The sequence below is a fragment of the Arenibacter sp. P308M17 genome, assembly GCF_003426735.1.
Classification (GTDB): Bacteria; Bacteroidota; Bacteroidia; order Flavobacteriales; family Flavobacteriaceae; genus Arenibacter.
The window spans coordinates 693,048-719,067 of the sequence record NZ_QVON01000001.1 but is presented as its reverse complement, the minus strand read 5'-3'; the positions used below and the strand labels follow the sequence as shown (position 1 = coordinate 719,067).

The following is a 26,020-nucleotide window of genomic DNA, read 5'->3' as shown; positions in this document are numbered from 1 at the left end:
AACTGTTCTTAATCTTTTAGCAACCACATAACTTGATCCCTGTCATCCACCTCTGCGCCAAATTGTGCTCTGAGTGCCGCCCTATAGTTATTTTTATTATCCAGATCTTCCGAAGTTGGGTATGTCCAACGAACCGGATACTTGGTAATGCTATTGTGTTCACTACTAAATAAATAAGTAGGCACCCCGGTCCTGCGTGTAGTAAAAAACGATTCATGATCGGAATTTTCCGCAAAGGCCAAGTATTTTTGTTCCAAGATTCTGGTCAATCCTGCCGCTCCTGTAATATAAGGTTGCTTTGTAGTTAAAAAGGTGGTTATTTCAGCTTCGTCCACACTATAGAATTCCATGGAAGCCGTTACTCCGTTATCGTAATGGGTCTTGGCGTCCAAGGCTACCCAGCCCCGATGCGCACCCTCGGCAATATGAAGTTCCTGCTCCCAATAACTCATAAAAATACCAGGTTGACCAACATAGTTCCAGTATTTATCGAAATTGGGAAATGAAAAATCACCATCCAATTTTTTGGCAGAATTTTCGGTTGCCGCAGCGGAGATATCCGCACCGGCATAGGCATCATAATCAGCGCGGACCTCGGCCTCGATTGGATTGGCCTCCAGGGCATCTTTGGTAGGATCGGCCACTTTCATAAGCCTGGGATCTTCTTTGCCCTTAAGTAGGCCTATATAGGTGCTGGCATAAACAACGGCATCCCTATAAACGGCATTGTCAGGATTATACGTTTGTCGAAATCCATCTTCGTTACTATACGTCAACTGTGCATTGTCCTGCAATCCGGACAATAAGGGATAGGTATCTGGATTATTTACCATATTGGCAAAACGGCCCTTCACGTTTACATCAGGATCATTTTCCTTTTTACTCAAGGATACTAAAACCCTCAAGGTATAGGCATTGATCAATTTCTGCCATTGCCTTAAGTCTCCATTATAATAGGGATCCCCTTCTATACTAAGCCCGGGATTTGCATCAATATAAGTACCCAGTTCCGAATTGGCCTCATCGAGCCAATTTAAACATTGTATATAGACTGATTTCTGTGAATCGTATTTTGGCTGGGGTTTTTCCGCTCCAAGACCAGCTTCGGACAATGGTATGTCGCCCATTCTCCTGGTCATTTCAATAAACATTCTAGCTTTTAAAAACTTCCCTAATATAGCATATGCCGGAGCACCGGTAGCTTCGGCCTCTTTGGTCATCTGAATAATATTCCTTAATGTGGAATAATCAAATTCCCCACCAAAGCCATTATTAAAATTAGGGGAATTAACATTATCGGTAGCTATCCACAAATGATATTGCATTTTTTCATATGTATCTGAAAATGATCCCGTAACTCCTGGCACCAAAGTGGTAAAAATTAAACTAGGCGGTACGGAATTGGGTTCATTGGGATTTTCCCTTAAATCCTCATAATCCAAACAGCTAATTAGTGTTCCCAAAAGGAATACCAATAGCGTAATTTTGAAAGTTATATTCTTTATCATGATTAGTTGTATTAAAATGAAACATTAAGGTTAAAACCAATAGACCTTTGGGAAGGCAATTGTAAATCAGTATCGCCTTCCTTCACTGTATAGGTATCCAAGTCACCAAAAAAATGGTCCTTGGTCCAATACCATAGGTTTCTTCCAACAAGGGAGATCGATGCTGAATCCATAAAGGTCTTATCCAATACTTTGTTTCCAAAATTATAACTTAGCACCACTTCCCTTAACTTAATAAAGGTCTTATCCTTTATTACATTGGGCCAATCGGCCTTATACCGGCTTGCCCAAGACTGGTAATCCACCATATAAGTACTAGGTTCAAAGACCCTGGTATCCGTTACTATGTTCCCGTCCGGATCATAGGTTGCTTCCCCCGATACAATACTTACTCCTTCTATTTGCATGGTTCTTGCATCACCTCCATTTACATAGGCAATATTGGAAAGTTCCCTTTCCGGATGTATGGCATCCGGATGACCACCGGCCCTCCATAGATCACGTTCATATGCATCCTGGGTTACACCTCCGAACCTACCATCGAACAAGAAACTTAAGGATGTATTTTTATAGGAAATTGAATTATTTATACTTGCAATAAAATCGGGTTGTGTATTTCCAGTATTTACTTTGAAATCCGTTCTTTGGGGCAGGCCATTTTCATAAATAATCAATTGTCCGTCCGGGGATCTTTCCCAAACATAATAAAAATAATCCCCTATCGGTGTTCCTACCCTGTTCCGGAAATTATCCCCCTCGGCACCTTCCCATTCGGGTACCGTTCCATCCGGTAAGGGAGGTAAAGAAGTAAGGTAATTTTTTGATTTATCAAAATTAATAATGGCCGACCAATTAAAATCCTTTGTCCTAACAGGTATGGCCGTGATTGAAAAATCCATCCCCCTTCGTTCTGTGGTCCTACCGTTCAGCAATACCCCATCATAAGCAGAGGCACTGGAAAAGGGTTGGGTAAAAATTTGTGGGCCGTTCTGGTTTTCGTAATAAGAAAAATCGATTCCCAAACGACTATTGAAAAATTTCATTTCAAAGCCATATTCAAAGGAGTTGGTAAACGAAGGCCTCAAATCCGGATTTTCCAGTGTGGCCGGAAAATTCGCGGTTGGCAAATTCCTATATCTTCCTGTACCATATGAGTTGGTTGCCTCATATATCCCTAAATCCCCTCCAACTTGTGCATAAGCCGTTCTTAATTTTAAATAGCTAATCACGCTTGGCATTTTAATCATGTCGCTTAGGACAATACTGGAATATACCGACGGATAGAAAAAGGTGTCATTTGCTTCGGGCAGTGTAGATGATTTATCCACTCTTCCCGTCATCCCAAAGAATATTTGATTTCTGTAAGAGAAGTCCATTACCGCATAGGCACTATAGACCCCTTGTTTAAACTTATAACTGGTCGGGGTAACCTGATCTACCGAATTTTGAAGGGTGAATACCTCGGGAACAATAAGTTGGGTTGTGGACGCGTGTTCCTCCTCCTTTTTCAGATACCGCTGATTGCCGCCAATTGTAGCCTCAAGGCCAATATCGTCATTGAAAAATCTATCGTTATAAGTAATCAAAAAATCCGTGTTGTTTTCAAAATAACGATAGGCATTGTACCTAAATCGGCCTCCCCTATCTGGAATGTCATAATTGTAGATACTCTTGGATATCTCCTCATTATCCGTAAGGGAATAGGTACTAAGCGTACTTCTTATATGGGCATTGATTTTATCCGAAATCTTAAAATTTACTTTTCCATAGGTAAGTATATCGTTTTTGGTCCACGGTTTTTTCCAATTATACGCCAGGGCATATGGATTATTGTAGCGCCAATTTTCCACAAAATCCTGTTGAATTCCTTCTTTGCCCGGAACCCAAACATGTTTTAGATTTCTTACGTCAAAATTGGCACCACCCCAAATACTCAATAAATAAATAGGGGAGGTAGGGCCATAAGAGCCCCTGATCCTATTGTCGGAATATTGATAGTTGTACTGCAGGGAGGCATCGACCGTTATAGCATCGGAAACATTCAAAGTCCCCGAAAGGCGGAGGGTATTAATATCCAATTTTTGACCGGGAATAGAGCCTTTTGCATGTTTATAGGAATTGGATATTACATAATTTCCCTTTTCGGATCCGGATTGTAACGAAACATTATTGGAAGTCACCAAGCCTGTCTCCACAAAATTCCCTAAGTTGTCAGGACCTCTTGAAATCCATGGGGTAGGAATGCGTTCCCCTGTAACCGGATCTATGGGCGAATCCGACTGTTTTATAAGTCTACCGTCGAACTTTGGACCCCAAATGGAATAGTCATAATCATTGATTCCCCCTCCTCCGGCAGCCCCGGTACCAAATTCGTATCTCCCGGTATTGCCGGGACCATATTGTGTCTGTGCCTTTGGTATCCTTAAAAAACCAGTCTGAAAGGTAGTGGAACTGTTCACACTCACCCTGGTGCCATCGATACCCTTTCCAGACTTCATTGTAATTTGAAGGGCACCGAATTTACCTAAGGAACCGTAAAGGGCAGAGGCTGCAGCACCTTTCAAAACGGTAATGTTCTCTATATCGTCCGAACTAATATTCCAAAAATCGGTATCGGGCATCGGTACACCATCTACCACCAATATGGGTTTCTCTCCCCTTAAAAATATACTTGGGTCTGAAAAAAAGTCGGCGCCATTACTTATTACGGTAAGTCCGGCTACTTTTCCCGACATGGATTCGAGGACATTTGGCGTAATGGCCTTTTGGAGCGTTACCCCCTTTACCTCCTGAGTGGCATACCCAATCCGCTTTTTCTCTTTCTTGATGCCCAAAGCGGTTATCACAACCTCTTCCAGCACATTCCCGGCAATCAAAACAATGTTCAATTCTTCTTGAAGCCCTACCGTAACCTCTTTGGTTTCAAATCCTACATAGGAAACCACCAAAATACTTCCAGGGGCCACCTCTATATTAAATTTTCCGTCAAAATCGGCAACCACTCCATTGGTGGTTCCTTTTACCATGACCGAGGCTCCCGAAAGGGGCACCCCATCCTCGTCCACTATAGTACCGGATAAGGTCTGCTGAAAAGTGGCCCCTACATAATAAGGGGCCATCGCCTTGACATCCAGATTGGATCCCGGCATATTTGCCGATAGGAGCTGGGCCATTCCGGCGGAGAATAAGAGCCCTAATAATTTAGTTTTTCTTTTGTTCATTGTTGGTCCTTTTTAGTTAGTTAAATTCAAATTTAATTTTACATATAGTTAAAATAACAATCTAATATATTAATATATTAACTTAAAGTTAATATATTTTAGCAAAAAAAGTTAAAAAAATTTACTCCTAGTTAAATTTATTGACAAGTATTTATTAAGATTAGGTTATCAAATACAGGAACTCATGTGAGGTTAAGTATAAGCCTACCCGATTGGGAGCATAAGTCGCTTGAGATGAAAATAAACATAAACCAATAGGCTGGGCCCATCGCAAAAAAGTCCCTGAAACAATAAAGTTTAGGGACTTAGTATATTATAAAGGCTTGTTACAACTGCTTAAAAAGTGGGATCATTAGTCGATCAATCCAAAGGCCCTTGGCAACCATAAGGATAGTTCCGGTACATAGGTAAGGATCAATAATACGACGGTCATTGCCCCCAATAATGGCAATAAAGGCTTGATCACTTTTGTGACCGGCACTTTGGCCACCCCGCTACCCACAAAGAGCAGGGTACCTACCGGAGGGGTACAAACCCCTATACACAAATTGAGAACGATGACCATCCCAAACTGAACCGGGTGCATCCCCATGGCCATAACTACCGGCAGGAAAATAGGTGTAAAAATAAGTACTGCCGGGGTCATATCCATAAAGGTGCCTACCACAAGTAAGGTGATATTTATAAAAAGAAGTACCAATAAGGGATTTTTAACCGATTCCAAAAGGAAGCCCGTCAATGATTGGGGAATGGACTCGAACGAAAACAGCCAGGACATGGCCATGGACGTAGAAATCAAGAACATAACAATGGCCGTTGTTTTGGCACTACGGAGCAATATAGGCCTAAAATCGGAAAACTTAAGCTCCTTGTTCACAAATCCGAGCAAAACGGCATAAACCACTGCTATGGCCGCGGCCTCGGTTGCCGTAAAAATTCCGGCTACAATTCCCCCAACTACGATTACTAGAAGGGTAAGGCTTAAAATGGCATTTTTAAAATCTCGGAACAACTTTTTAAAACCCACTCTTTCTTCCTTGGGCAGACCTTTTTTCCTGGCGTAAAAATACACCATGATCATAATGGCGAGGCCTACCAAAATTCCTGGTATATATCCGGCTATAAACAATGCCGCCACCGATGCGGTGCCGCCACTGGCCAAGGCAAAAATGATCAATACGTTACTGGGCGGAATTAAAAGACCTGTAGTGGAAGAACTAATATTTACGGCAGCACTAAATTCCCTGGGATAACCGTCATTCGCCATCTTTTCCGTAAGCGTGCTCCCAATGGCCGATGCTGCGGCAATGGCCGAACCCGAAATGGCGCCGAACAACATCGCGGAAATAATATTGACATAGGCCAAACCTCCTGGCAGACTTCCTATGAGCGATTTTGCAAAGTCGATCAAACGATTGGCAATGCCTCCCCGGTTCATGATTTCTCCGGCCAGGATAAAGAAAGGTATGGCCAATAAAGCAAAATTATCGATGCCCGTGGTCATTCTCTGACTAACGGTAGTGGTAGCGGGCATATACGTTATATTGAGCAATAAGGTAATGGTTGTGGATATCCCAATGGCGTAGGCCACGGGCACGCCATAGGCCAACAAACCCATAAAACTAATAAACAATACTAGGATACTTATGGTTTCAATACTCATTGTTGCTGGCGTTATAGGTTATTTTAATGTGATAAACGGAAAAGAAAATGATGATAAGGCCACATATGGGCACTATGGCGTAAACATAACCAAGTGGCACCAATAAGGCCGGGGACAACTGTCCCAACATTAAGGTGGTGTACACCAAATTGCCCCCGCCGATCACCATAATGACCAAGGCGAAGACGGCCATTACTACTTGGATTACCCTATGTCTTTTATTTTGCTTGTCGGCCGGAAGTTTTGACAGTAAAAAATCCATGGAAAGATGGCCTTCTTTTTGACCATTGATATAGGCGGCACCCAAAACTGTTAACCAGATCAAGGAAAATCTGGCAAACTCCTCGGTGAACGAACTGGATTGACCCACTACATATCTGGAAACTACCTGCCAGACCACATCCAGTACCAAGAGACTAAAAATTAGAACCAGCAACCCTTCAATGGCCTTATTCAATATTCTGTACGTCGTCTGCATTATTGGTTGTTGATTTGGTCGATTATTATTTTCATTTTTGGATCCTTCTTCAAATCTTCCAAAATGGATTTGGTCTTTTCTACAAAGGGACTTTTATCAGGGTTATAGATCTGTACATTGGCCTTTTCCAGGATTTCCATACCTTCCTCTACGGTTTCCTGCCAATAAATTTTTTGTTTTTTTACACTTTCGTCCGCCGCATCCTGTAACCAACCCTTTTCCATATCGTTCAATGTATCCCAAAACTTGGTGCCTACCACAACAACGTCCGGTACCATACTGTGTTGGTCCAAGGTATAAAATTTACATACTTCGTAATGATTGGAGGTCACAAAGGAAGGAACATTGTTCTCCGCACCATCTACCACCCGTTGCTGTAAAGCGGTATATAGCTCCCCATAGGCCATTGGGGTGGCGGATCCACCTAGGTCGTTAACCATATTAACGGCCATCTGGTCGTTCATTACCCTGATCTTTTTGCCCTTTAAATCTTCCGGTGTTTTTATAAATCCGTCCAATGTATAGAAACTTCTACTCCCGGCATCATAAAAACAGAGGCCACGTAGCAAATATTCACTGCCACCATCCAGGAGTTCCTTTCCTATAGGCCCTTCCAATACGCTAAACATATGATCCCTGTCCCTAAACAAATAAGGAACACCCAAAACCCTATATTCCGGAGAAAAACTGGACATGGAGGCCGCACTTACCTTGGTCATTGCCACGCTGCCAATCTGCAACAACTCCAATACTTCCCGTTCCGTACCTAACTGGCCATCGGGAAATATCTTGATCTGCAACTTTCCTCCCGATTTTTCGTGAAGTGCCTCTTGCATGGCCAGGATACCCTTATGGACCGGATGGGTTATTGGCAGGGAATGGGCAAAAAATAAGGTTTTGTGATCCGTGATATCAGCACAGGAATATAAACATACCAAAATACCAATCATCATAACTAATTTTCCCCTTTGGGATCTATATACCTGCATGTGCATTTCCTATTTATGCGTTAACGTTAACGATATTCATCTTTGAATTCTGTTTATAAACTTTAAAAATACTCTTTTTTTAAAATTTAACAACAATTCATTAGAACATTCACCTTTTATCTGCCTCATCATTAAGAATTACACCTCTATCTTACCGATTTACTAATTGGATAACATTTCCCTAATGCCCTTCTCCAATCCATAAAGCTCGGCCATACCAATGGCCCTTCCGATTAGGGAATATCCCGAATAAAACTCATCCTGCCTTTTTTTATCATCCAACAGTACATGTCCATGATCTGGCCTAATGGGTATGGCTACCTCTCCATGTCCACTATCTTGCCTTCGCTGTTGCTCCTTGATAATTTCCAGCATTATTTTAGGCATGGGCAAGGATCCCTCCAGATGGGCCGCTTCGTAAAATCTTCCGTCCGCCTCCCTCAAAACATTTCTTAGGTGCAGAAAATGAATGTTCGGACCGAAATCCCTAATAATTTTAAGAAGATCGTTGGAATCTACCGCGCCCAAGGATCCGGAACAAAACGTTAATCCGTTACTCGGAGAGGGAATGCAATCCAGAATATACTTTAAATCCTCATAGGTCGAGGCAATACGGGGTATTCCAAAAACGGGAAATGGCGGATCATCCGGATGCAATGCCATCTTTATGCCCAGTTTTTCGGCTTCTGGAACAATCGCCCTTAAAAAATAGGCTATATTTTCTCTTAGTACCGGCTTTTCCATCTTGCCAACTTCCTCCAGGGTGGCCCTAAAGTCGGAAATGGGAATGGCCACCTTGGAACCGGGCATCCCTGCCAATACAGCCGCTTCCAGCAGTTCACGTCCCTGACTGTCCAAGGAATCATAATAGTTTTTGGCATTATTTACCATTCCATCGGTATAGACCCCTGCGGCCTTTTTCCTTTGCAGCATATACAGATCAAATGCAGCAATGGCTACAGGGTCGTACAACAAACTTATAGCCCCGCTAGGAAGTACATAGTTTAAATTTGTACGGGTCCAATCTATCAACTGCATAAAATTATAACAGACCACTTTTATGTTGTTTTCCGCTAAATTCTTAAGGGTATCAATATAATTCTGTATGTAGATGTCCCTTTCGGGCAAACCGTATTTGATCGATTTGTGTACATTGACACTTTCCACCACGGACCATTCCAGGCCATTGGCCTCCACTTCCTTCCGGACACCCCTTATAACCTCTGAAGACCAGACCTCTCCAATGGGTACTTCATGGCATGCCGTAACCACACCATCGACCCCTAGCTCCCTGATATCCTTTAGGGACACTCCAAAATTGGGTCCGAACCATCTAAGTGTTTTTTTTAAATATTTCAATTAAGAGCGTTATTAACAGGTTGTTTCTTTATAATAATGAAGACTTCTTGATAGTATTTGAACAAAATTCAATATAGCACTGTCAATATACAGGGCAATCCCTTCATGTCCGAAAACAGACCCCTAACCTCCCATAAAAAAGCGGTACAGGTGCTCTTAGGAGGGGAACTTGACCTACCTTCCTATTTTTACATTGCTACATTTGTACATTAAAAAAATCATACCCCGGAGAAGGAACTAAATCCTCCGTCAATATCATAAATGGTACCGGTAACAAATGAAGAGGCGTCACTTAGCAGGTAATGAACCATTCCGTTAAGTTCGGAGGCATCCCCAAAACGCCCCATTGGCGTATTGGTAATAATTTTTTCTCCCCTATCCGTAAAGGTACCGTCCTCATTGGTCAAAAGTCTTCTGTTCTGATTCCCAATAAAAAAACCGGGTGCAATAGCATTCACTCTTATCTTATCGCTAAATTTAGAGGCCAGTTCATTGGCCATCCACTTGGTAAAGATATCTACGCCTGCCTTGGCCATGGAATAGCCCAACACCCTTGAAATGGTCTGTTTGGCCGCCATGGACGATATATTCACTATGGAGCCATAACCTTGTTTTGCCATAATTTCACTTAAAATAATAGTTGGAATAACGGTGCCGAACAAATTTATGTCCACTACTTTTTGTGTATCCCCAAGCTCAATATCGTATATGGTCTGATCCGGTTTTAAAGTAGCCCCGGGAATGTTTCCCCCGGCCAAATTTACCAGTCCGTCCAATCTCTTAAACTGGGTAATTATAGTGTTCTTCAATTCTGTTAATTGCTTTTCATCCATCACATCCAACACGAACAAATAGGCACTGTTGTGAGCAATTACATTTAACTCCTTACACTTTTCCTCCAGTTTATCCAAAGATCTGCCCAAGAGCAATACCTTGGCTCCGTTTTCTACAAGATACTTGGCAATGGACCCACCTAAAGTGCCTGTGGCACCGGATAGGGCATAAATTTTATCTTCAATCGAAAAAAGTTCACTCATCAAATCAAATTTTATTATTCTGGTTCATTAATGCCCAAATATAACATAAGGGCACCATAATTAACATAATATCCAATATTAACCCTAGCCGAACTCTGCAAAAGTTTGCAGAATTCAACAAAAAAATATCTTTAAATTTTATATTTTACACCACCCGTCCCGATAGCTATTGGGACTGCCTTTTCTGCAGACCCGCTCGACCCATGGGCGGAGAATCTTTAGATTAAGAAAAGTGCAAGGCCTCATTTCTTGGCCATTTTATAGCCTTCCATGGTCGTGTAATACTTGGCAATCATATTGGGCACCTCCCAGTTGGGCAATTTACCCTCTTCCAAATAACGTAGATAATTCTGGGTTACTTGGGCAAAATGTGCCTCATGGCCAATTTTAAATTCATCCGGGATATTGATCTTCCAGGTATCCTCCGACACTTTTTCTGCTTTGGTTCCCTGAAATTTGGAATTAATATGTTGCTCGATGGCTTCGGTTATTACACTATCAAAATTTTCCACGCCCTTGGATTTAATGTACAGGGTAGGCTTATAATTTTCTTCCTCCCCCTGTTTAATGACCAGGTCGCTTTTGGTCCCCCTCATAATACTATAATGGGTATCCCCGGTACCTTCGGGTGCCTCATAATTCCATATCACGGAAACCTTGGCATACTTGCCTTTAATTTTATAAACCATTTCCCCATTGCAGTACACCTTAAGTTTATCGCCATCCAAATCTTTTTGAAGGTAATCCGGAAAACCGTCCAAGCCGGTAACCCTTTTAAACTCCTCCAATGTCAGGATTGTTGGCCAACGCTTTGCCTCGACCATTTCTATGTCCGTGCGATCAATAATTTCGTCCGGAAAAAGCTCCCACTGCACTAAATCTACCAAGTGGGTGGTTACATCTACAATTCCTTCCCCCTCCTCGTTCACATCAAAAAACCAGGCCGGTCTTACCAACGGCTGCCCGGAAACGTACTTAAAAAAATGGTGTACACTTTCCTTAATAATTGCCGGTTCTTCCTGGCTTCCCTCCAATATTTGACCAAATACATTGGGCAACATGGAAAACTGTCTTTGCATTCCGGTGGTAACCTCAAAACGTTCTGTCATAATATCGTATATCATGACCCCTTTTTCCTCAGCAATTTTGAAGGCCTCTTCCAATTTCAGGAATCCCTCAGGGTTTATTACCAATGGCTTATCGGCATACACGTTCAATCCAGCTTTTACCGCAGCTAAAATATAGTCTATCTTTTTGGAATTCTTACCAGCTACTACCATGACGTTGCCCGGTTTTTGGGCAATCATTTTTTCCAGATAATCGGCCCCAAAGTAACTGTCCACATTCCAATGTGTGGGGTCTTCGGACCTCGAATTGTAAGATTCGATTTTGTTTAAAAAATCGTTTACCTCCGGTCCTTCGGGAGCAAAAACATAAATGGTGGAATCTACCCCATTGTACATGGTTTTTTGAACCAGGGCAGCGTGAAAGTGTCCAGGGTCCAGTGTCATTAATCTAACTTGACCCTGCTTATCTTCCACGTTGGATTCTACCTCTTTCTGACTATCCCGACAACCTAGACATAAGACTACCATTAATGCTGAAATACTTCTCTTCATTTACTTGATTTATCACATTTAACAACAAAACCCTCCCTTGTTCAACCTAATTTTGACCAAAAGAGGGATCATTTTCACATGGTTAAATATATAACTTGTTTCCTAAACTTTAACAAAGTCGGTCCCATAAGGTTTTCTTTGGTCCCTGTGCAACATGGTGTTGGCCTCATCATCATTAATAAACATTTCCCTCTCGTTGTCCCATTCCAATTTTCTGTCAAATTGCATGGCAATATCACTGATCAGGCAAGTTACACAGGCCTTGTGTCCTTTTTCAATGGGTGAAATAGGCGCTTTTCTGGTTTTAATACAATCCAACCAGTTGCCGTGCTGATCATCAATTTTCTCTAAATGGATTTCGTTATCCCCAATTACCGATTCCAATATTTTGGGATCCGAAGCATTTAGGGCCTTACTGCTCTTTTCCTGATCTACGGGATCGGAGGCTGAAGCTTGATAGGCCCCACGGGAAACAAATATCCATCCGTCCGTACCTTCATAACGTATTCCGTTGGTATATCCTCCGCTGGTATAGACCGTAATTCCGTTATCATATTCGTGTTTTACAAAGAAATCGCCATGTACGTTCCACAGCCCGGATTTGGGAAACTCGGCCAAAGCCTCTACGGATTTAGGTCCGGTAAGCTCTGTATCCATTCCCCATGCAGCAGAGTCATAATGGTGCTGACCCCAACCGGTGATCATCCCTGCCCCATAACTTCTTAGCCTAAGCCATCCCGGTCTACCATATCCCTGCTGGGGGTGTACCCCGATCTCGGTATAGGGTACCTTCGGGGTCGATCCCAACCACATATCAAAATTGAGGTTGGAGGGAACTGGCATAGGTACTGCTTCAGGTCCACTTGGATCGCCCGGGAGGCCTATCTTGACCGTATGAACCTTGCCTATGCGACCATTCCTGACCAGCTCGGCAGCGATCCTAAATTGGGGCATGGCCCTTTGTTGGGTTCCTACCTGGAGGATAACGCCCGTTTTTTGGACGGCATCCCTTAATTGCTGACCTTCCTTAACCGTAAGGGAAGTAGGCTTTTGCAAATAAATATCCTTTCCGGCCAGAGCGGCCTCCATGGCAGGTTGGGAATGCCAATGGTCCGGGGTGCTGATCACCACTGCATCTATATCCTTGTTTAGTAACATCTCACGGTAATCATCGTAGATCTTGGTATCCATATATTTGTCCTTCCCGGTTTTCTCCTTGTAGAAGCCATCTACCAAAACCTTGGCGTCATTGGCCCTATTGGAATCAAGATCGCACACTGCCACGAAGCGGGACTGATCAAACCTTATGGTATCGTGAATATCGTGGTCACGAGCTATTCGTCCACAACCGATCTGTCCTATATTGATCTTGTTGCTCGGTGCATTTTTCCCAAATACACTTGCGGGAACTATGGTTGGAAACCCAACCACGGCGGCAGTGGTCAACAAGGAGTTATTGATAAACTTTCTTCTTTGCATCTTTTTTGATTTTATTTGATTTACTAATTATTTGATGGAAAACTATTATCCCTGGCCTTCAATTTATTTTTTTACGATCTTGGGCATGGTTGCGAAACTTTTCCAATAGGATTCAGCTTCTTGGACCGTAAGCTTTCCCTCAAAAACCACCATCCTATATTTTAAGCGATAGTCTTTGTTCGGTTCAATTTTCCATTCTTCATGCCGAATGGGACAAAATTCAAAAAACATATCCCCCCTACCCCCGTTGCCATCAATTGGCCAAACGCGCATGGGTTCCGGATGTGCCCTATTCTCCGGATAACTTAAAAACAGTACGCCATTGGTTCCATTTCCATCGGCCGATGCTCCGGTAACCATGCACCATCGCGCATTGGTTCCATCAGCCGTTAGTCGATCATTACCTTCCGAAGTCAGCACGGAACAATTGTCCTTATGCCATCGCTCAGTAAACCGCATTCCCAAGCCCCCACCGTACCTATACGCTTCAAGGAGAATACCATTTTCCAGGGGAGAATTAAATTGGGAGGTGTAGTCTACCATATATCTGTCCCGGCGGCCCAAGTCCCACACCTTTACCTCCAGATTTTCGTTAATGGCAATGCGCTTTTCCTTCTCGGCCTTTAGGCTGATATGCTCCTGGTATGCACTAAAACCTCCATATAGCGGTCCGGAAAAAGTATCTTTAAAATCCTTAAAAAGCACAGTACCCTGTTGCTCTGCCAAATTCCAAAAATCTACCCGTTCCCCTTCTATCCGTGTATGGGTCCATGGACCCCAAATACCGTAGTGATGATAGTGATCCGGAGGCTGAATACGACTAAGCGTATCTCCGGAAGGGGATAACAAAGGATGAATATAGCCCGACTTTCGGAAAATGGAATCCACACCCTGCGGCGGATAGGTCATTCCATATCTGTAGCTGAGTACGGGCCTATTATCCCTTATCAGCTGAAGGTTTCCATTGGCCTTATGTATTGTTATTCCATTGGAATCCCTAGTATTCCTCCCTGACAATTCAAGCTTATATTCGGCGGGATCTTTAGGGTCATGTAAAAACGAGAGGGATTTCCCTTTATTCCCTGCTTGGAACGGAACTTTCCGGCCTTCATTGGTCAAGGCCATGATGTCCAAGCTTTCCCCGTCAATAATTCCCAGGCTTTCCAAATCCACTGATACCGGGGAGGCTTGGGTAACTCCCTCATCCATCAGCAATTTAAAATTATGTTCCTCTTTCCCATTACACGACAGTAACAGTATTATAAAATATCCAAAAAAAATATACCTCATTACTTAAGTTTGAAATACGGAATTTACAAAAACTAATTAACTCAATTTAATTTAATGCTATTCAGGGATGGTAATTAGGGGAGGAATATTGTTTTCCGCTCCCGGATACCCTTCGTTCTGATTTATTATTCCCTGGGTATTGGCATTGATTGCGGAAGCAGGTATTGGCCATAGCACATGATATGGGCTCATGGTATATGAAACCCCAAATATAGTTTTAAGCCCAGGAACGTTATAAAAATCTGTTACGTCCATTATCCTATCATACCAAAAGTTATCTTGGGAAAAATTATCCAAGCTATAGGATTTTCCATTATACGCAGGTCTTCCAGTCCTAGCGAAAATGTAAGCGATGCGCGTAAGTTCCGTTTTTCTGCTTTCTTCGTAATACAATTCCCTAGCTCGTTCATCTAAAATCATATCAATATTGACATCGTTGGCAACAATTGCATCAGCTTCGGCCCTTAGACGAACTTCATTAATATCGGCTGCTGCCAAGTCGTTATTGTTATTCCAAAAATAAGCTTCGGCCCTCAACAAATATGTTTCCGCAAGTCGATAGATATACCAGTCTCCGTTACCACCTCTCGGTCTTGTTTGGGTAGGATCTGGAACCAAGAATTTATATTGTGGAAAACCATACCAGTTTCTTATGGTATCTGAACATAAAGGCGTTCCGTTGGGCAGGTAAAGCTCAAGATTTTTTCCATAATAGGGATTTCCAGAGTTTTTCAAACTCGGCGCATTATAAACTAAGTCCTCCATATCGTACCAGTTCCCCAATTTATGCCGCTGATCATTATTGGCATCTTGCCAAATCTCTTTAGTGCTATAATGTGTACCCCTATTTCTTCCAATGCCCCTTCCTATATCCGTCACCAAATTAATTTCGGCATCGGGTGAATCCGACATTCCATTCTGACCATCTGGGGTGTTGATAAATCTCCACCACAAGGGTACCGCTTGGCGTTGAATTTGGGTACCTCCAGTAAAGGCTCCTTGGCCTTCAAACTCCAATCTGTCAATGGCTACAAAAATTCCTTCTGTATTACCGGGCAAACTCTTATTCTCTACCCGGTGCAAATCCCATGTTACATCTTTCTCAGCAACCCCGGCGTCTATGCCAAACCTTTCCGTCATCAAAGCGTATTGGCCGCCATCAATAACTTGGGATGCCGAAGTTATGGCCGCTTGGAAATCACCAAGAGCAAGGTTTACCTTTGTTAACAGATGCAATACCGCTCCTCTGGAGATTTCGCCGCCTGGAGCAACTTCATTGACCATTGGTACCGCCATGTTTAAATCTTCTTGAATTTTTCTAAGAATAACGTCCCGATCGGTAGAGACAAAATCTAATTTTGGACCATTTACTTCATTTAATAAAAATGGAATATCGCCGAACTGATGAGTTAACCGGTAATAACGATACGCTCTATGGAACAAGGCCCTCCCAAGAATATCGGCCCGTTGTTCGGCACTATCAAATTCAGCATCGTCCAACCTGTCGATTACAGTATTAGCAAATTTGATGCCTTCATAAAAACTTTCCCAAAAGAAGTTAATTTTGTTGGTGTCTCCACTGTTATTGTTGGCATCTGGTAAAATTTGAGCGTTTAAATCTTGTGCTGGCCCCGCTTTGTCCGTTGTACCTTCAACAGAGACCTCCGAAAAAATATTTTCGGTTATCATTGGGGCACCATCTCCATAAAATTCAGCTCTAATACCAATGAGTGCCTGAGAAAGCACTGCATTAAGGCCTTCAGGACTATTCAATGCATTTTCTGGCGTAAAAAACGATTTTGGCTCTTGATCCAAGAAATCCTTGCTACAAGAAACTGGGAAAAAAAATACAGCTGCCAAAAGTAGTTTCAGACATTTTAAAATATTTTTATCTATATGTTTCATTTTACTATGGGTTTTATAAATTAAAGACTTATATCAATACCTAAAGTGAAGAATCTTGGCGTGGGCTCTCTACCATTTGCGTCAAATAAACCTTGAGCATTTAATGATGCCCCATTGACATTTGTACCTTCAGGATCATAAAAATCCCAATCTGGGGCCCAAACGGCCACATTTCTAATGTTAGTATAGATACGCGCGCTCGACATTGAGAATTTAGACAGAATAGACTCAGGAAGTCTGTACGATAGTGTTATATTACTTAAACGAACAAATGACCCGCTTCTATAGACATTAAAACCTGGACCATCGTTGGAGAAAAGGCGCGCATAATCGTTAAGTTGATTCTCAGGCGTCCAATATGGTGTTTGAGGGGAATTTACGCGGTCAACAAAGCCATTTCTATTTTTTGCCTCATTAAATACCCGCTTTTGGCCTAGTCGAGCATACCATTCAAAGGAAAAATCAAAGTTTTTCAGAAAAGAAAAACGATTGGACATACCCATGTTAAAGAGAGGAGAACGATTTCCCACGAAAACCTTGTCGTCATTTGTAAAAATACCGTTTCCATCAACATCCCTTAATTTAAAATCACCAGGCTCAAAACCTAGGGCAGCAGCTTCAGCAGCTTCGTTCGTCTGCCAAACACCCAATACATCATAGTCCCATATTACATCCGTAGCTTCTCCTATGAAGCGTTGAGTTGTAAAATCATCAAGTTCATTCCCATTTTCATCCAAATCACCATATAGCTCATTGATTTGGTTTCTGTTCAATGAAAAGTTAAAGCTCGTCTTCCAACTAAAATTTTCACGGTTGTAATTTTGCGTCGAGACCACAAATTCAAGGCCTTGATTCTGGACTTCCCCCAAATTCGTAAATACTTCGTTAAAACCAATAACACTAGGTAATTGTCTGCGTACTATTAAATCCGTTGTTATATTTCGATATGCATCTATTGATCCCTCTACAATGCCACCAGCCAAACTAAAATCGAGGCCAAGATTGGTTGCCTTAGTTCTTTCCCAACGAAGATTGGGGTTTGCAATGGTATTATTATTAAAGGCCGGGACAGGATTAACTGTGCCATCATTTACATTTAAATAATTACCTGAGGACAGTTCGGATAATTGGGCATATGCACCCAAACCCCTGTTATTATTAAATGATCTAAGACCTCCATCAGTTGTAATTCCACGTGCACTACCAAAGCCTCTATTTCCATTTTCACCATAAGAAACCCTTAATTTTAGGAATGTTACAAAGTCCGATTTAAAGAAGTTTTCTTCTGATATTGTCCAAGCACCACCAACAGAAGGGAAGTAAGCTCTCTTATTATTCAAACCAAAAGCAGAATAACCATCCCTACGCATCGTCAAACTCAAATTATATCGAGAATCATAATTGTAATTAAATCTTGTCATTATAGCATCACCCGTAGTCTCTTCGTCGTCAGTAGCGACAGTTTGATTGACACCTGCTTGTAAGTTACTGAAACCAAGTGCATCACTAGGTTCAAAAGTATTTGCGTTGGCAATTGTGGTAGCGGTTTGAAATCTTTCCGCATAAAAAAGTGCGGTCAAACCAAAAGTGTGCTTGTCTATGATTTTATCCCAGCGGATAATATTATCTAGCTGATACTCTGTTTGCTTCCTGTTCCAACGCTGTGCTCTTCCCACAATATTATTGGGATTTTCAGAAGATGAATGATAAAAATACTCTTCAATATCTAGGCGATTGGTATAGCCAAGTTCATAAGAGAAGCCCAATGGAAGCTTCACTTTGGCATATACCCTAGAATTGAACGTATGTTCCAAATCCACCAAATCATCATAGGTAGGACGCAAGAAAGCTGATGCTGCACCTGCACCTGGATCATCTTGCGGACTAATTCTCAACAATGTACCTTCATCATTAAACTCAGAGCCCCAAGGTGAAGAACTAAATACCTGATTTTGATCGGCAGGAATGAAACCTTCATCTCGTTTTGCGAACTGGGTATTCATGCCCACCGTAAGCCAATCGTTGATTTTGGCATCTAAATTCAAACGTGAACGCAAAGCCTCAAATTTCTCACCGTTCACAATACCTTCGTTTGAGGTACGGCCAATGGACCAATAATAGTTTAATCCTCCATTGCGACCGGAAATACTTAGGTTTTGTTCGTTTCTTAAGCCTGTTTGCATAATCTTATCATACCAGTCAAGGCTTCTGCCAGCCAAATAATTTTGTACTTCAACATCTTGAAAGCCAATTCTGGTTAACCAAGCCGTGGTGGGATCACCTTGAGCCCCAGTGTAAGCCAGCCATTGATCTACCGAAACTCCAGATGGCAAATTGTTAGGATTATCAAATATGCCAGGGTTATCATCAGCTAACTGACCACGACTACTTTTAAATACATCAACCCGCCAGTCCGCATAACCTTGAGGGCTATATGGTTTGACAGGGTTTTGTTCGCGTGCAAAACCAACGCTCGTATTTATAGTAATTACAGGTTTGTCACTTGACCCTCTTTTAGTGGTTATCAAAATAACTCCACCAGCTCCACGAGCCCCATATACCGCAGCCGAACTTGCATCTTTCAAAACATCCAATTTATCGATATCGGCTGGATTAATGTCGGAAAGGTCCCCCGTAAAAAGAATTCCGTCTACCACTATCAAAGGACTGGTTCCCGCTGTTAAACTATTATTTCCCCGTATTTGAATCTGGCTAGTTCCTTTTGGTGATGGCGAAAAGCCGATTTGAAGACCGGCCACATTACCACGGAGAACATCAGTTACCGAGTTTACAGATTGATTTGAAAGTTCAGCTGCATCTACTTGGGCAACGGATCCTGTCAGATCTTTCTTCTTTACCGCTCCATAACCCACAACAATTACTTCCTCGAGCGTGGAGGCGCTGGGCTCTAGAGATGTATTGATCACCGATTGGCCTTCAATGGATATTTCCTTACCGGAATATCCAATAAATGAAAACAATAAGGTCGCATTTTGATTTGAAACTTCAATCGAATAGTTTCCATCGAAATCGGCAGATACCCCATTTGTGGTTCCTTTTTCAACGATCGAAGCTCCGGGCAGGGGTTGCCCCAATTCGTCACTTACTTCACCCCTAACTATGAAGCTGTCTTGCCCATAGGCAGAAGTTGAAAATAAGGTGCACAGTAGCATCATAAATAACAAAGCCCTGCACCAAACTTTTTTAAATAAATTTCTCATACGTTAACATTTAAAGTTGGTTAGTTATTGATTTAAAGTCATGACCAGAAAACCGTGGTCATGTTTACAATCTTGACAAATCTAAATAATTGCAACTTATTGTGCAACCGATTGCGTAAATAAATGCATTATTTTATATCAAAAAATATATATAATTCCATATTATACTTAAAATACGAGTAAATACATAATTTTATAAAGGAACAAATAATAATATTTCCATAATTATATTTTATTCGTAATATTGTTGCTGAATTTGTGCAACAATATTGTCATGGGCAAAAGAATTACCATTTACGATTTGGCAAAAACGCTGGGTGTTTCTGCCGGAACCGTAAGCCGGAGTCTCAACGACCACCCCTCCATTAGTCCAAAGACCAAGGAAAGGGTAATTACCGTAGCCAATGAATTGGGGTATAAAACCAACAAATTTGCAGTAAACCTCAGCAAACAAAAATCAAATACCATAGGGGTCATTGTTCCCAAGTTAAATTCCATCTTTATGTCCACCCTATTGGCGGGGATCGAAAAAATAGCCAATGAGGCCGGCTATAATTTGATCATTAGCCAATCCTTGGAATCCATGGAAAAGGAAAAGATAAATGCAAAGACCCTGTACCACAGTGGAGTGGACGCCCTCTTGGTGTCCTTAGCCTACGACACTTCAAATTTTGATCATTTTGCCCATTACATTCGGAATAAAATACCCCTCATTTTTATTGATAGGGTCCACAATTTGCCCAATTGTTCCACGATAATAATCAACAATAGATTGGCCGGTTTTGAAGCTACCGAACATTTATTGGCACAAGGCTGTAAAAACCTTCTTTATATTGGGGGAAACATAAAACGAAACGTATATTGCGATAGGTTGCAAGGATTTAAGGACGCCCTGGAAAATCGGCAATTGAAATTTGATAAGACCAATTTTCTGGAAACCGATCTGGCCCCCAATAATGTGGATACCGTAATCCGGTATATGGGAAATTCGAAAAACCCGATAGACGGACTTTTCGTGGCCAGTGACAACTTTGCCGTACATATGATAAAGGCATTGAAAAAAGAAAATTATAAAATTCCCCAGGACATAAAAATAGTTGGTTTTAACAATGATCCAATATCGGATCTGATTACCCCTACCTTGACCACCATAAATTATCCTGGATACGAAATGGGAATATTGGCAGGACAAAGCATAATAAGCCACTTAAATGGCGGCATTAATTTACAACCCACCAATGCCATCACCCTAAGGCATAAATTAATCATCAGGGAATCGACACATAAATAACACTAACATGAACAAAGTAGCTTACACCCTAATCACCTTCCTTTTTATAGGAACACTTTCCGCCCAAGGACTTCAGGAATTTCCGATATCGGAACAATGGCTTGCCAAAATAACATCTTTGGCACCTACCGCACCAAGGGTCAAAGCCGATGTTAAAAAAATAATGGTCTTCTCCCAACACACTGGATTTGACCATTGGACCACTCCCCATAACAATGAAATGCTAAAAATTTTGGCCACAAAATCCGGCGCCTTCCAGATTACCATAGCTAAGGACATAGCCAGTTTTGATAAAAGGAATTTAAAACAATTCGATGCCGTAATCTTAAACAATTCCAATCCGGCAGGCCCAAAAAGGGACCTGTTCTGGGATCTTCTCAAGAAAAACTCCAACTTAGATGACCGAAGGATTGCAGAATTGGCCGCGCAATACGAAAGGAACCTAATGGACTATGTTTCCAAAGGGGGAGGGCTTATGATTCTGCACGGGGCCATTACCGTACAAAACAACTCCAAGGAATTCAGTAAGATGGTCGGAGGCAGTTTTGACTACCACCCCAAACAACAGGAAATGCATTTAAAGGAGGTAAATCCGGACCACCCAATGGTACGCGCCTTTAAGGGAAAAGGCCTTACCCATGTGGATGAGCCCTATTTCTTTAATAATGCCTATTCCGATTATAATTTTAGACCGCTACTTTATATAGAAGCGGACAAACTTGAAGGTCTTAGGAAAGAAGTCAGTGACAATACCATATACGTATCATGGATCAAGCGACATGGCAAAGGCAGGGTATTCTACACCTCCCCATCGCACAATGCCCAAAGTATGGACAATCCGGAATTGCTGCAGTTCTTTTTGGACGGTATGCAATACGTAACGGGCGATTTAAAATGCGATGATAGCCCGATAAAGATAAATTAGTTGGCAGTTGCAGTTGGCAGGGGCTTTAGTGCAAAGTTCCAAGTTCTAATCTGGGAAAAATAAATTTCATATTATTGCCGGGCACGAGCGTGACGAAATTGTTAAAAGTTATAATGTTAAAAGTTCAAAGTTTAAAATAACATCTATCGTCTAGAATCTAATATCCAGAATCTCAATTCTAATATCTATTGCCTATTAAAATCAAAGAAGTTTTTGGCGTTGTAATAGGATATATCGGACACAATTTTACCGAGTAATTTTTCATCCGATGGCAACTCTCCGTTTACAACATCATTGCCGATCAGGTTACATAAAATCCTTCTAAAATATTCATGCCTTGGAAAGGACAAAAAGCTTCTGGAATCGGTCAGCATTCCCACGAAACAGCTTAAAAGCCCCATATTGGACAGCACATTCATTTGTTTTTCCATACCGTCTTTCTGGTCCAAAAACCACCATCCAGAGCCAAACTGCACCTTTCCCCTAACACTGCCATCGTTAAAATTACCCACCATGGTCGCTATTACTTCGTTATCGGCGGGGTTAAGGTTATATATTATGGTCTTGGCCAATTGATCTGTCCCATCCAATGCGTTTAAGAAACCGCCCAATGCACGCGCCTGCGAAAAATCGCCTATGGAATCGAACCCGGTATCCGGCCCCAATTTGGACAATAGCCTTTTGTTATTATCCCGGATAGCCCCAATATGGAATTGCTGCACCCATCCTTTTTTATGATAGTTTCTTCCCAAAAACAGCAACACCTGTGCCTTAAAGTATTGCACCTCCTCCTCGGAAATGGCCTGACCTGCCAATACTTTCTTAAATAAATTTTCTTCATTAAAGCTGCCTTCCCTGAAATAATATAATTGTTCCAACCCATGATCGGCCAACCTTCCCCCCTGCTCATGAAAGTAGTCGATACGATTTTCCAAAGCTGCCAACAAATCGGTATATGAGGAAATATTAATGTTGGATGCCTTGCCCAATTTTTCTAGATAGACCACATAGGCAGTCCCCTGTTCTATGGCAAAGGTCCTATCCGGGCGAAAGGTTGGAAAAACTTTTGGTGAAATCCCTTTTTGCTTAATGCTTTTATGAAATTGAAGGGAATCTATAGTTTCATCAGTAGTACATAGCGACTCCACTCTTTGCTGTTGCAACAATCCCACGGTATGGTGCGAAGCTTGCTGAAGCATTGCCGAAGTTTGTTCATATATCTCCTCCGCATTATCCGGTCCCAACAACTCCTTCACCCCAAAATAACGCTGCAGTTCCAAATGGGTCCAATGGTACAAAGGGTTTCTTACGGTATAAGGTACCGTTTCTGCCCATTTAAGAAACTTTTCTTTGTCCGTGGCTTTACCTGTAATATAATGTTCATCTATCCCAAATGCGCGCATAGCCCGCCATTTATAGTGATCACCGGCCAACCAAACCTGACTTATATTTTCAAAAACCCGGTTCCCATCAATTTCCTGGGGAGCCAAATGGTTGTGGTAATCAATTATGAGCAATTCCTTCGCATAATTGTGATATAATGTTTTTGCAAAGTCGCTCTGCAAAAGAAAATCATCATTTATAAATGTCTTCATCTAACTACCTTTATTTATTTTTTTAATCCGCCCTGTTTATATCAGGAAGCAGATTTACTGTTCAAGGTTATTTTCCAATCTGTTCATTCAATTCCTTTTCGGTATATTCCATACTGTCTTTGGACATAACCCCCCTTAATTCCTTTATTTTCTCCGGCTCCAAGCCCTTGGAATCTGTAGAAAATGCATTGGTAACATAAGATATTATATCCGATATATCCTTATCGGAAAGATCCTTGTTGTACTTAAGGCCGGGCATTTGATGGTCTTTATCATATATTTCCCCATTTATAAGCAAGGGCCCTTTAAGGCCGTGGAGTATGATGAGCCCCAATTGTTCCAAATGATTGGTAATATACTTGGATCCCACCAGTGGTGGTGCCAATCCGCGGATACCTTCTCCGCTAGTAGAATGGCAGGAAGCACAAATTTGTCGAAAAAGTATAGCTCCATTGGTCCTGGAATCCGCTCTTGCAATCTTGGTAGAATAAATATAATTGGGATTATCTTTTTCTTTCCGTTCCAGACTTGCTGCCATTAATAGGTTTAGGTCCGTATCTTTTAAATTTTCCGTCCCATCCAACTGCACCTTCATAGCGGGCATAACCTTTTCGGCACCACTTAAGATAGCCTCTTGAACCACAATATCATCCTTATATTTATGGGACAACCCATAAATATAAGGAAAAAACACTTCTTGATCGTACTTGGCCCAAATACCCAATGTTGAAGAAAGATATAGATCCAACATAGGCTCTTTCCTACCTAATAGCTCGGTAAAAAGAATTTGTGCTTGGGCAACATTTTTTTTAGAGACATAATCCTCCATAAGCACAATGGCATGCGATGCGGCTTCGGGACCACCACTTTGGGCCAATTGAACCAGAAAATTAAAAGAAAGGGCATCAACGCCCTTTAAAACGTAGAGGGCGTGCAATTGTGCCAATGGGCTTTCATTGTCCAAAGCCATTTTTTTAAGTTCGGGCAAAACACTTTTGTCGTTTTTATTGATCAAATATTGCTGCGCCCTATCACGGATCCAACCATTGGAATCCTTCAATGACGCCACCAATTGCGATGCCGATAAGGTATTAAGATCAGTAATTTTCCTGGCCTTATTGTCCTTGTTCCTAACCCTTAATATGCGTCCATAGTCCAGAATGGTATCCAATTTTTTCTCGGCCGATAATTTCTTTAAATAAGGGCTCAAAAATGCATAATGTTGAATTACACCTCGGTGCATATCTACAACATACATGTTGCCATCGGGTCCGGTTGACAGATTTACCGGCCGAAAACCTTCATCGGTAGAAGCTAGAAACTCCTTGCCCTGCCATGCCTGTTCGGCCTCTACACGATTCCCATGAAAGGATAGGATATTTCTCTTTATCAAATTGGCTTCAGGTACGCAAACAAAAACATTTTGATCATATCCCACCGGAAAGGTTCCTCCCCTGTACACCAATGGACCACAAGCGGCCGTAACATTGACCAAAATACTATCTTGGTTTAAAACCCCTTCTTGATAACCCCTGTTCACAGATGCCCTGTGCAAGGGGTAAACACGATTATCCTTCGTCAATTCTACATCAACACCCTTTTTTGGAACAAAATATTTATTACGGACCAATCTATTGGGCAGTAAATGATCGCCCATTAATTGGGTAGAATTGTTATTGTAATAGAGCCTACCAAAATTATCATGGGAAATGCCCCATTGTCCCCTGCTGGTCGTTGGTTCCTTATGCCATACCCCATCTTTGCGTTGGTATCTATAATTGGATTTCGCATTGTAAATCCAGTTGTCCAAGTTCATCATTAAACCATTGGGCTGATGTTCCGGATTTCCTACTGTAGCATAAAGTGAATCTACCAGCACCCTATTTACCGGTTTATCGTTATCAATTTCAACAAACCAAAGATTAGGGGATTCTACGTAAAGTAATCCGTCATAAACAAGGGCCAATGCCCTTGGCATTACCAAACTGTCCAAAAACGTCTTGGCATGGTCCATGATTCCGTCCTCATCACGGTCTTCCAGAATTTTGATGGATCCGTTGGGCAAATCTTCGCCATCACCCTCAAGATTAAGCATAAATCCGGCCATTTCAGCGACCCAGATCCTTCCTTTGGAATCGAAATCTATGGCCACAGGAGCCTTCAAAAGCGGTTCGGAGGCCACCATATCCAGTTCAAAACCTTCTTCCACCCTATAATCCCCAAGGAAAATTTGAGGTTCATGAAAGGAAGGTTTACATGAAATTACGATAAATGATAAAGAAAGGAATAAAGAAAATGATAATCTCATTAAAATGGGTAGTTTGTATTCCAAAATTTTGACAAAGCCTCTAAATTAATACAGAGGCATTTAAAATGCTAATGGATCGATATTTATTTTGCCCCAGCAGTCCCGAGCCAAGAGAATCTTTAGATTGAAAAA

The 26,020-nt window shown here is 41.7% G+C and carries 16 protein-coding genes; 2 read left to right on the top strand and 14 right to left on the bottom strand.

Features of this window, described 5'->3' with window-relative positions:
- Positions 1–8: 8 nt before the first annotated feature.
- The 12 genes from D0S24_RS02865 to D0S24_RS02810 form a co-directional block, all read right to left on the bottom strand.
- Positions 9–1,508: a SusD/RagB family nutrient-binding outer membrane lipoprotein gene (locus D0S24_RS02865; protein WP_117018332.1), complete on the bottom strand. Its 1,500-nt coding sequence runs from the start codon at positions 1,506–1,508 to the stop codon at positions 9–11.
- An 11-nt stretch (positions 1,509–1,519) separates the two neighbouring features.
- Positions 1,520–4,729 carry a SusC/RagA family TonB-linked outer membrane protein gene (locus D0S24_RS02860; RefSeq protein ID WP_117018331.1) on the bottom strand — a complete coding sequence of 1,070 codons (3,210 nt, stop codon included), beginning with the start codon at positions 4,727–4,729 and terminating at the stop codon, positions 1,520–1,522.
- 352 nt (positions 4,730–5,081) lie between these two features.
- A complete protein-coding gene (locus D0S24_RS02855) occupies positions 5,082–6,392 on the bottom strand; it encodes a TRAP transporter large permease (RefSeq protein WP_181938013.1) in 1,311 nt (436 codons plus the stop codon).
- Positions 6,382–6,870: a TRAP transporter small permease gene (locus D0S24_RS02850; protein ID WP_117018330.1), complete on the bottom strand. Its 489-nt coding sequence runs from the start codon at positions 6,868–6,870 to the stop codon at positions 6,382–6,384. Before D0S24_RS02850 ends, D0S24_RS02855 begins: the two co-directional genes overlap by 11 nt.
- Positions 6,870–7,859: a TRAP transporter substrate-binding protein gene (locus D0S24_RS02845; RefSeq protein ID WP_220377721.1), complete on the bottom strand. Its 990-nt coding sequence runs from the start codon at positions 7,857–7,859 to the stop codon at positions 6,870–6,872. The genes D0S24_RS02850 and D0S24_RS02845 overlap by 1 nt, the downstream gene beginning before the upstream one ends.
- A 162-nt stretch (positions 7,860–8,021) precedes the next feature.
- Complete coding sequence (uxuA, locus tag D0S24_RS02840; protein WP_117018329.1) at positions 8,022–9,218, bottom strand: mannonate dehydratase; 1,197 nt, start codon at positions 9,216–9,218, stop codon at positions 8,022–8,024.
- Between the two features lie 218 nt (positions 9,219–9,436).
- Positions 9,437–10,255 (bottom strand): SDR family oxidoreductase, encoded by an 819-nt coding sequence (locus tag D0S24_RS02835; RefSeq protein ID WP_117018328.1) that lies wholly within the window; start codon positions 10,253–10,255, stop codon positions 9,437–9,439.
- A 242-nt stretch (positions 10,256–10,497) separates the two neighbouring features.
- A complete protein-coding gene (locus tag D0S24_RS02830) occupies positions 10,498–11,874 on the bottom strand; it encodes a putative oxidoreductase C-terminal domain-containing protein (RefSeq protein WP_117018327.1) in 1,377 nt (458 codons plus the stop codon).
- 102 nt (positions 11,875–11,976) lie between these two features.
- Positions 11,977–13,353: a Gfo/Idh/MocA family protein gene (locus tag D0S24_RS02825; protein ID WP_117018326.1), complete on the bottom strand. Its 1,377-nt coding sequence runs from the start codon at positions 13,351–13,353 to the stop codon at positions 11,977–11,979.
- Between the two features lie 63 nt (positions 13,354–13,416).
- Complete coding sequence (locus D0S24_RS02820; protein WP_117018325.1) at positions 13,417–14,643, bottom strand: PmoA family protein; 1,227 nt, start codon at positions 14,641–14,643, stop codon at positions 13,417–13,419.
- Between the two features lie 57 nt (positions 14,644–14,700).
- Positions 14,701–16,548: a RagB/SusD family nutrient uptake outer membrane protein gene (locus tag D0S24_RS02815; protein WP_117018324.1), complete on the bottom strand. Its 1,848-nt coding sequence runs from the start codon at positions 16,546–16,548 to the stop codon at positions 14,701–14,703.
- 20 nt (positions 16,549–16,568) lie between these two features.
- On the bottom strand, positions 16,569–19,769 hold the full coding sequence (locus tag D0S24_RS02810) for a SusC/RagA family TonB-linked outer membrane protein (RefSeq protein WP_117018323.1): 3,201 nt from the start codon (positions 19,767–19,769) through the stop codon (positions 16,569–16,571).
- Between the two features lie 274 nt (positions 19,770–20,043).
- On the opposite strand from D0S24_RS02810, the gene D0S24_RS02805 reads away from it, so the two are divergent.
- On the top strand, positions 20,044–21,060 hold the full coding sequence (locus D0S24_RS02805; RefSeq protein ID WP_117018322.1) for a LacI family DNA-binding transcriptional regulator: 1,017 nt from the start codon (positions 20,044–20,046) through the stop codon (positions 21,058–21,060).
- 7 nt (positions 21,061–21,067) lie between these two features.
- Positions 21,068–21,985, top strand: coding sequence for a ThuA domain-containing protein (locus D0S24_RS02800; RefSeq protein ID WP_117018321.1), 918 nt, complete (start codon positions 21,068–21,070; stop codon positions 21,983–21,985).
- Between the two features lie 185 nt (positions 21,986–22,170).
- On the opposite strand, the gene uxaC is transcribed toward D0S24_RS02800, so the two are convergent.
- Both uxaC and D0S24_RS02790 read right to left on the bottom strand, forming a co-directional pair.
- Positions 22,171–23,580, bottom strand: coding sequence for a glucuronate isomerase (uxaC, locus tag D0S24_RS02795; RefSeq protein WP_117018320.1), 1,410 nt, complete (start codon positions 23,578–23,580; stop codon positions 22,171–22,173).
- Positions 23,581–23,647: 67 nt separating this feature from the next.
- Complete coding sequence (locus tag D0S24_RS02790; RefSeq protein ID WP_117018319.1) at positions 23,648–25,888, bottom strand: c-type cytochrome; 2,241 nt, start codon at positions 25,886–25,888, stop codon at positions 23,648–23,650.
- Positions 25,889–26,020 lie beyond the last annotated feature (132 nt).